Origin of the sequence: Gordonia sp. NPDC058843 (genome assembly GCF_042743165.1) — a bacterium.
GTDB lineage: Bacteria > Actinomycetota > Actinomycetes > Mycobacteriales > Mycobacteriaceae > Gordonia.
Genome location: NZ_JBHYNC010000026.1, coordinates 66,812 through 74,042 on the forward strand (window position 1 = coordinate 66,812; position 7,231 = coordinate 74,042).

A 7,231-nucleotide genomic window follows, 5' to 3' on the forward strand; every position below is an offset into this window, starting at 1 on the left:
AACCTTCATCTTCGGCTCATGGACGGCTCACCGGCGTCCGACAGAGTCGTTGACATGAAGATCTCACGAGTACTCGCCACCTTCGCCCTCGGTGCGCTCGCGGTCGCCGTCGTGACCGCCAGCTTCTTCCTCATCCGTTCACCCGAGCCCAGCCTGGCCTCGGACGCCGTGTCCGTGGACGTGGCGTCGCAGACATCGCAGGGTCCGACTCCTCAGGCGCAGACCCCGCCGGCCCCGGCGCCGGTTCCCCAGGTCCCGGCCGGAGCGCCGGTGCAGCGGGCCGTCCCGCCGAACCTGAGCTCCGATGACGACGACTGGTGCGACCCCCGGTCGGCCGGTCGCGACGACGACTGCGACGACGATCGGGACGATCACAACGACGATTGGGACGACCAGGGCGACGATCAGGGCGACGACTGGGACGATGACATCGATGACGACCAGGACGACTGACGACGCGACACCGGAATCAGCCGGCGCCGGGAGCGGAGCGAGCGGGCCGAGTTCGGCCGGCGCCGGGAGCGGAGCGAGCGGGCCGAGTTCAGCCGGCGCCGGGAGCGGAGCGAGCGGGCCGAGTTCAGCCGAGAGTGCGGGTGTGCGGCAGCGCCCCGCGCTCTCGGCGCGTTGGCGTATCACGGCCTGGATCATGCTCACCACGTTCCTGCTGCTGGTGGTGGTGTTCGTGGTGACGCGCAACCTGCTGCTCCGCGACGTCGACACCCGCGTGAACAACTACGTCGCGCAGGAGGCGAGCGAGTTCCGGACGTTCGCGGCCGAGGGGGTCGACCCGACGACCACAGAACCGTTCACCTCGGTGTCGCGGCTGCTCGAGGTGTTCCTGTCGCGGCAGTCGGCCGGTGAGGGCGAGGTCATGGCCGGCGTCGTCGGTGACACCGAGATCCTCGAACTACCCGGCAACGCCTGGCCGGCCGCGGGAGAGGGACGCCGTGTGCTCGACGAGCTGCGCGCCCAGACCGGGGCGGCTGGGGTCCTGATGACCGATCATGGCGAGATCCGTTGGGGCAAGGTCGACCTGGAGCCTGCCGGCGGCGCTTCGGCCGACCCGGCGTCGGGGGCGGCGCAACCGGGGACGTTCATCGTGGGCATCTACACCGATCCGGGCCGGGAACTGGTGGACCGCACGATGCGGGTTCTCGCCATGGTCGGCCTGGGCGGGATGATCGTCACCACCGGGGTGGCCTACCTCGTCGCGGGACGGATCCTCGCGCCGGTCCGGAGCGTGCGGATGGTCGCCGCGGAGATCAGCGAGAACGACCTCACCGCTCGTGTGCCGGTCATCGGTCGCGATGACGTGGCCGAGCTGGCCCAGACCTTCAACGCGATGCTGGACCGGATCGAGGGCGCCTACACGACGCAGCGGCAGTTCGTCGACGACGCCGGGCACGAGCTGCGGACGCCGATCACGGTGGTGCGCGGGCATCTCGAGTTGTTACCCGATGATCCGGAGGAGAGACGCAAGACCCTCGACCTCGTGGACAGCGAGCTGGGACGGATGGGCCGGATCGTCGGCGATCTGCTCATGCTCGCGAAGTCCGAGCAGCCGGACTTCGTGGTGGCCAGGCCGACCGATGCGGCGCAGCTGATGCTCGACATCGAGTCGAAGGTGCAGCCCCTCGGTGATCGGCAGTGGTTGCTCATGGAGGTTGCCGAGGGCCCGTGCACCGTCGATCACGAGCGGATCACCCAAGCGATGCTGCAGTACGCCTCCAACGCGGTTCGGCACACGAGTGAGGGTTCCGTCATCCAGTTGGGGTCTCGCTTCGCCGGTGTCGGAGCGGGGCGCCACCTGTCGATCTGGATCACCGACGACGGTCCGGGGGTCGAGCAACAGGACGCGGCTCGGATCTTCGAACGATTCCAGCGCGGGCAGACGGCATCGGCCCCTCAGCACTCGTCCGGCGCCGGACTGGGACTCGCGATCGTGCGGGCCATCGCCGACGCCCATCACGGAATCGCCTGGGTGCGAAGCGTTCCCGGGCACGGAGCGACGTTCGGCCTCGATGTACCGGTCCCCGACATGACCACCTACGTCGACACAGCGTCGTCGGTACCAGGAGAAGGAGATCGGCGATGAGCCGTGTTCTGATAGCCGAAGACGATGCGCGGATCGCCTCGTTCATCGGCAACGGATTGCGTGCGGCCGGTTACAGCACCGAGCACGTGTCAGACGGCTTGTCGGCGCTCGAGGCCGCGCGCAGCGGCGGTTTCGACATGGTCGTCCTCGACATCGGTCTCCCGGCGATGGACGGCTTCGACGTGTTGTATTGCATGCGCGGCGAGGGGATCTCGACGCCGGTCGTCGTTCTCACAGCGCGAGACAGCGTGAGCGACACGGTGAACGGACTCGAGGGTGGGGCCAATGACTACATGACCAAACCCTTCCAGTTCGCCGAGTTGCTGGCCCGCATCCGGTTGCGACTCGTCGACGATTCGGCGGTCGCGTCGGAGAACCTGCTGTCCGCCGGGGACCTGCGTCTGGACCTGAAGTCCCGGCGGGCGCGCGTGGGCACGGAGACGTTCGACCTCACCGCCCGCGAGTTCGCTCTGCTGGAAGTGTTTCTGCGGCATCCTGATCAGGTGTTGTCACGCGAGCAGATCCTCGGGCACGTGTGGGGCTACGACTTCGACCCGGCATCGAATGTCGTCGACGTCTACGTGCGCGCCCTCCGGAACAAGATCGGGTCACACCGGTTGGAGACGGTCCGCGGTATGGGCTATCGGCTCCGCGCAGTCGACTAGGTCGGCCTCATTCCGGCGCCACGCTGAACCAGTCGGCAAATCCGGAAGGGTCGTGCCGGCCCAGGGCTCCGTGCTCGAACAGGCCCCAGCCGGTGCGCGCGGTGCCGTCGGCTTCCCGGCATTCGGCGCGGCCGACGTGATCGATCACACCGAACGGCATGCGTCCCACGATCTCGGCGGCGGTCATGTCGTAGGTCAGGCGTTCGGTGAAATCCGCTCCGCGCCAGACTCCGTGGGTCCAGTCGGGGTCGCCACCGTAGCCACCGCCCACGTGGATGGGCACAGGCAGAAGCGACTCCACCTCCAGAGTCACCGGGGAACCTCCGGCGCCTGTTGTGGAGATCGTTGCGCCGGTGGGTACCCGGGTTCCCGGCGCGTAGTGGACTGAGACATTCGGCCAACCCAGCTGTTCGACGCGCCCGTCCTTCCATACCCGCGAGCAATCATTCAAGCTCCGGTAGCCGTCGGGATCCTCCTGGATGATGAAGACGAGCTGGAAGTCGTCGAAGGCCATCGGGATGTAGAGCCACCACATGCCTTCGAACGGCGGGTCCGACGGCCGACCCGCCGGTTCGGGCTCGCCGACCGGCCTGATCCCCCACGAACGATCGCGGGTGCCGACCCAGGTGGACGGATCCACGACGATCTGTTCACCGTCGACCGTGATCGACCCCCGCCAGCTGCCGACCTGAGCGAACCGTTGTGCGTTCAAGGTGACCTTCGCGCCCTGTCGCATCACGTGGGGTTGTTCGAGGAGGGCGTCGAACATGCCCTCCCAGTGCAGGTCCAGGGCGATGCCCTCGGTCTCGGTCAGCGTCAGATGGAGGGTTCGCAGAGGGTCGTCGACGGTCAACCGATAGTTACCGACCCGCTGTTCGAGCCGGTTGTCGTCGATCACGTCACCGAGGTGCACCGCGGTCTGGGTGTCGGTGCCGTCGGGCAGGCGGCGTCGGATCAGGACGAACGCGTCCTTGACCCCCAGGTTGGGGTAATACCCGATGCCGGTGATCAGGAACATGGTGCCGCTGCGATCGTGTGCGTTCAGATAACCGCGGTCGTAGAAGTTTCGGTCGGAGTTGCCCGGCCATGCGATCGGCTGCGGCAGTTGATGAATCGGGTACTCGTCCATCGGTCCCAGGCCGGATCGGCTCATGCGGTCAGTCCTCCTCGAGGAGTCGTTCGAGCAGTGGTCGGTGGTAGAAAAGGGTGCCGTCGACGTCGTCGGGGCGCTCGAGTTCGCCGAAGTGCACGCGGCGGGCGCCGGTTCGCATGAAGACGCAACACCACTGCACCGCCGCGTGGACGTAGAACCAGCGCAGATCGCCCAGCTCGACGCCGGTCCGCTCGCGGTAGGTGTCGCGGACGTCGCTCTCGCGCAGCAGGTCCGGTAGGCCGGGAAGACCCGCCATCGTCGCGAGTTCCTGGAAGACCTGGTGCGCGAACACCAACCACGCGATGTCGAGCTCACGGGGGCCGGTGCGAGCCATCTCCCAATCGAGCGCGGCTGTGGGCGTGAAATCGACGAACATCATGTTGCCGATGCGCGAATCGCCCCAAGACAGGACTGGTTCGGCGTTCGCGGCCTCGTCGGGGAAGTTGTCGGTGAGCCAGTCAAGTGCTCGCTCGACCAGCGGTGAGCGGCCGATTCCATCGACCGAGAAGTCGTACCAGTCCCGCAACCAGGCGAGCAGTCGTGCGAGCGGGGTGTCGCCGGCGGGCAGGTCGTCGGAGAGGAAGCCAAACTGCCGGGTCGCGTCCGGGATGGTGTGGAGGTCGGCGATCATGCCGATGGCAGACTCCTGGGCTCGGCGACGGTCGGTCGCGGAGGCATTGCCGAACCAGTTGTCGCCGAACGTATATGGCATGACGTCGGGTGGGACCTCGCCTTCGCACCGGTCCATCAGGAAGAACGGGGCACCCAGTAGCGAGCCGCTCGGTTCGAGGTGGTGTACCGCAGGAACGGGGACGTCGCTCAGTTGCGCGATCAGCCGCATCGTCTCGTACTGGTGATCCATGCGGTAGGAGCGGAACACCGGGACGTCGGCCTTCGACGGTGCCATCCGCATCACCCAGTGCCGGGTCGGCTCTCCGGGCCAGGACACCGACACCGGGATGGTCTCCGACGACATGCCGTTGCTGTCACCGCCCGCGGCGACCGTGACCTCGGGGGTGGCGTCGGACGTGTCGTCCTGGTCGGCCAGCCAACGGGCGAGTGTGTCCGGGACCGAGGTGGTGTCCCGGCTGGAACGTTGCAGATGGTCGACCTGCTCGACGGCGGGTTCGGTGGCCATGGCACCCCCTGGGATCATTACCGGCAGATTCGCTACGGTGAGTAGCGTTATGACAGCAGAGCGGTCGTGCGATCCGCAGCGACTTCGGGAAATCTCCGGTAGGAGAGATGGAAACAGATGAGTGCTGAGACGTCAGAAGCGGTCTCGGGGCGCCCACGCGATGCGCGTATCGACTCGGCAGTGCTCGACGCCGCGGCCGAATTGCTCGTCGATCTCGGGTATCGGAAGCTCACGATTGCCGCTGTCGCCGATCGGGCAGGGACGACGAAGACCGCGCTCTATCGTCGCTGGACGGGCAAAGCGGAGCTGGTGCACGACCTGGCGTTCTCCCGGATGACGCGATTGCCGCCGTCGAGTGGGGAGGTCGACGCCGACATCCGCACGATGGTCGCGGCAGCGCGCGACCTCTTCGCCAGTCCCGTCACCCGTGCAGCGCTGCCCGGTCTGATCTCGGACATGGCGGCCGAACCCGAGCTCGCGGCGCGGGTGCACGCCGGGTTCGCGGAAGTGTTCGGTGCGCTGCGTGACCGGCTGGTGATCGCGGTCGACCGGGGTGAGGTGCATCCCGACGTGGATCCGGATCGCCTCATCGAAGCCGTCGGTGGGGCCGCGATGCTGCACGCGCTGTTGCTCGACACACGCGAATTCGACACCGTGTGGGCCGATCAGCTGAGCGCGATCGTCGTCCACGGAGTTCTCCGATGAGAAGTCCGAACCCACTTACACTCGTGAGATGACTGCACCGAGCAAGAGCGCCGACGAGGTCGTCGAGCAGATCCTGTCCACGTACGACGCGATCACCGTGGTGGGTGCGAGCGCCAATCCCTCGAAGGCCGCGAACGAGGTGCCGGCGTACATGAAGAACCGCGGGTGGCGGATCATCCCGGTGAACCCTGCGGCCGACGAGATCGTCGGGGAGAAGGTGTACCGAACCCTCGCCGACATCCCCGAACAGGTCGGCCTCGTCGACGTGTTCCGTCCCGGACCGGAGTGCGCCGACGTCGCCCGGGCGGCCGTCGCGGCCGGCGCGACCGCGCTGTGGCTGCAGCTCGGTATCCGTTCGGCGGAGGCGCGGGCGATTGCCGAGGACGCCGGCCTTCTCTACGTCGAGGACCGCTGCCTGATCATCGAGCAGCGTCGCACCGGAATCGCTCCCGGCTGACGGCGACGGTGGCCCGGTGAACCTCCTCGACGAGCTCACGCATCAACGACTCCCGCTGTTCCTGTTGTTCGCGTCGTTCGTCGTCACATTCGTTGTCACGCGGGTGATCACACGACTCATCCGGGCGGGCAAGGGGCCCTTCCGCAACAACGTGTCGGACGGCGTGCACGTGCATCACATGGTGCCGGGTCTGATCCTGACCATCGTCGGCGCGTTCCTCTCGGTGGGCGTCAACGGGACGTCGCCCGGCGCCGAGATCAGTGCGGTGCTGATCGGTGTCGGTGCCTCACTTGTGCTCGACGAGTTCGCGTTGATCCTGCGCCTGCAGGACGTGTACTGGTCACCGGAAGGACAACTCTCGGTCCAGGTGGTGGCGCTGACGGTCGCCGCGCTGGGGATGGCGTTGCTCGGATTCAATCCCCTCGACGACGCGAACGTCGAGATCGGCCCCGTCGCATTGGTGGCCACAGTCCCGATCAACGTGGCGTGCGCGATCCTGTGCGTGCTCAAAGGCAAGTTCTCCACGGCCATCGTCGGGGTCTTCATTCCGGTGTTCGCCTGGTCCGGTGCGATCCGACTGGCTCGGCCGCATTCGGCCTGGGCCCGACGGCGGTACACCCCGGCCAAGACCGACAAGGCTCGCGCCCGCGCGAAGAGCTTCGACGACCGCTGGGGCCGTTGGGGTCTGAGCATCGGCGACCTCATCGCCGGCAAGCCCACCGACACCTCCGACGTGGTGGTCAAGGCGCCGGACGGCACGACGGCCGCAGATCCCAGGCCGGCCCCGCCCGCCAACTGATCTGGTGCCCGAGGGACCTTCTGAGCCACTGCTCCCTGAATCCGAAAGAACGCCAGACCCACTGGCTCGCTCAGGGAGCAGAGATCGACGCTCGCAAGCTCGCTCCTCAGTGTCTGCGGCCAGACGGCCGTCGTGGACCACGAAAGAACACTCGTGAGTGCCCGAAATCCATGCTCCCTGAGGTGCGAGCGAAGCGAGCCACGAAGGGTCTCGCAACGT

8 protein-coding genes are annotated in these 7,231 nt (G+C 67.2%); 6 read left to right on the top strand and 2 right to left on the bottom strand.

Going from position 1 to position 7,231, the window contains the following annotated elements; genetic code table 11:
* Positions 1-54: 54 nt before the first annotated feature.
* The 3 genes from ACFW3F_RS16890 to ACFW3F_RS16900 are packed head-to-tail and all read left to right on the top strand — an operon-like array spanning position 55 to position 2,760.
* On the top strand, positions 55-453 hold the full coding sequence (locus ACFW3F_RS16890) for a hypothetical protein (protein WP_388059325.1): 399 nt from the start codon (positions 55-57) through the stop codon (positions 451-453).
* Complete coding sequence (locus tag ACFW3F_RS16895; protein WP_388059327.1) at positions 434-2,095, top strand: ATP-binding protein; 1,662 nt, start codon at positions 434-436, stop codon at positions 2,093-2,095. The genes ACFW3F_RS16890 and ACFW3F_RS16895 overlap by 20 nt, the downstream gene beginning before the upstream one ends.
* Positions 2,092-2,760 carry a response regulator transcription factor gene (locus ACFW3F_RS16900; protein ID WP_388059329.1) on the top strand — a complete coding sequence of 223 codons (669 nt, stop codon included), beginning with the start codon at positions 2,092-2,094 and terminating at the stop codon, positions 2,758-2,760. The genes ACFW3F_RS16895 and ACFW3F_RS16900 overlap by 4 nt, the downstream gene beginning before the upstream one ends.
* A gap of 7 nt (positions 2,761-2,767) precedes the next feature.
* Here ACFW3F_RS16900 and ACFW3F_RS16905 read toward each other — a convergent pair whose 3' ends face one another.
* Both ACFW3F_RS16905 and ACFW3F_RS16910 read right to left on the bottom strand, forming a co-directional pair.
* Positions 2,768-3,913, bottom strand: coding sequence for a hypothetical protein (locus ACFW3F_RS16905; protein WP_388059331.1), 1,146 nt, complete (start codon positions 3,911-3,913; stop codon positions 2,768-2,770).
* 4 nt (positions 3,914-3,917) lie between these two features.
* Positions 3,918-5,051 (bottom strand): phosphotransferase family protein, encoded by a 1,134-nt coding sequence (locus tag ACFW3F_RS16910; RefSeq protein ID WP_388059333.1) that lies wholly within the window; start codon positions 5,049-5,051, stop codon positions 3,918-3,920.
* 117 nt (positions 5,052-5,168) lie between these two features.
* Here ACFW3F_RS16910 and ACFW3F_RS16915 point away from each other — a divergent pair, with 117 nt between their 5' ends.
* The 3 genes from ACFW3F_RS16915 to ACFW3F_RS16925 are packed head-to-tail and all read left to right on the top strand — an operon-like array spanning position 5,169 to position 7,012.
* The gene (locus ACFW3F_RS16915; protein ID WP_388059335.1) at positions 5,169-5,756 is read left to right on the top strand and encodes a TetR/AcrR family transcriptional regulator; all 588 of its coding nucleotides are present in this window, start codon (positions 5,169-5,171) and stop codon (positions 5,754-5,756) included.
* 28 nt (positions 5,757-5,784) lie between these two features.
* Positions 5,785-6,213, top strand: a complete 429-nt coding sequence (locus ACFW3F_RS16920) for a CoA-binding protein (protein WP_388059337.1) — start codon at positions 5,785-5,787, stop codon at positions 6,211-6,213.
* Positions 6,214-6,229: 16 nt separating this feature from the next.
* Entirely contained in the window at positions 6,230-7,012 is a 783-nt protein-coding gene (locus tag ACFW3F_RS16925; protein WP_388059339.1) for a hypothetical protein, read from the top strand.
* Positions 7,013-7,231: the final 219 nt, after the last annotated feature.

Coding starts and splice junctions, on each gene's coding strand:
- ACFW3F_RS16890 (WP_388059325.1), top strand. CDS start 55: ATGAAGATCTCACGAGTACTCGCCACCTTCGCCCTCGGTGCGCTCGCG.
- ACFW3F_RS16895 (WP_388059327.1), top strand. CDS start 434: ATGACGACCAGGACGACTGACGACGCGACACCGGAATCAGCCGGCGCC.
- ACFW3F_RS16900 (WP_388059329.1), top strand. CDS start 2,092: ATGAGCCGTGTTCTGATAGCCGAAGACGATGCGCGGATCGCCTCGTTC.
- ACFW3F_RS16905 (WP_388059331.1), bottom strand. CDS start 3,913: ATGAGCCGATCCGGCCTGGGACCGATGGACGAGTACCCGATTCATCAA.
- ACFW3F_RS16910 (WP_388059333.1), bottom strand. CDS start 5,051: ATGGCCACCGAACCCGCCGTCGAGCAGGTCGACCATCTGCAACGTTCC.
- ACFW3F_RS16915 (WP_388059335.1), top strand. CDS start 5,169: ATGAGTGCTGAGACGTCAGAAGCGGTCTCGGGGCGCCCACGCGATGCG.
- ACFW3F_RS16920 (WP_388059337.1), top strand. CDS start 5,785: ATGACTGCACCGAGCAAGAGCGCCGACGAGGTCGTCGAGCAGATCCTG.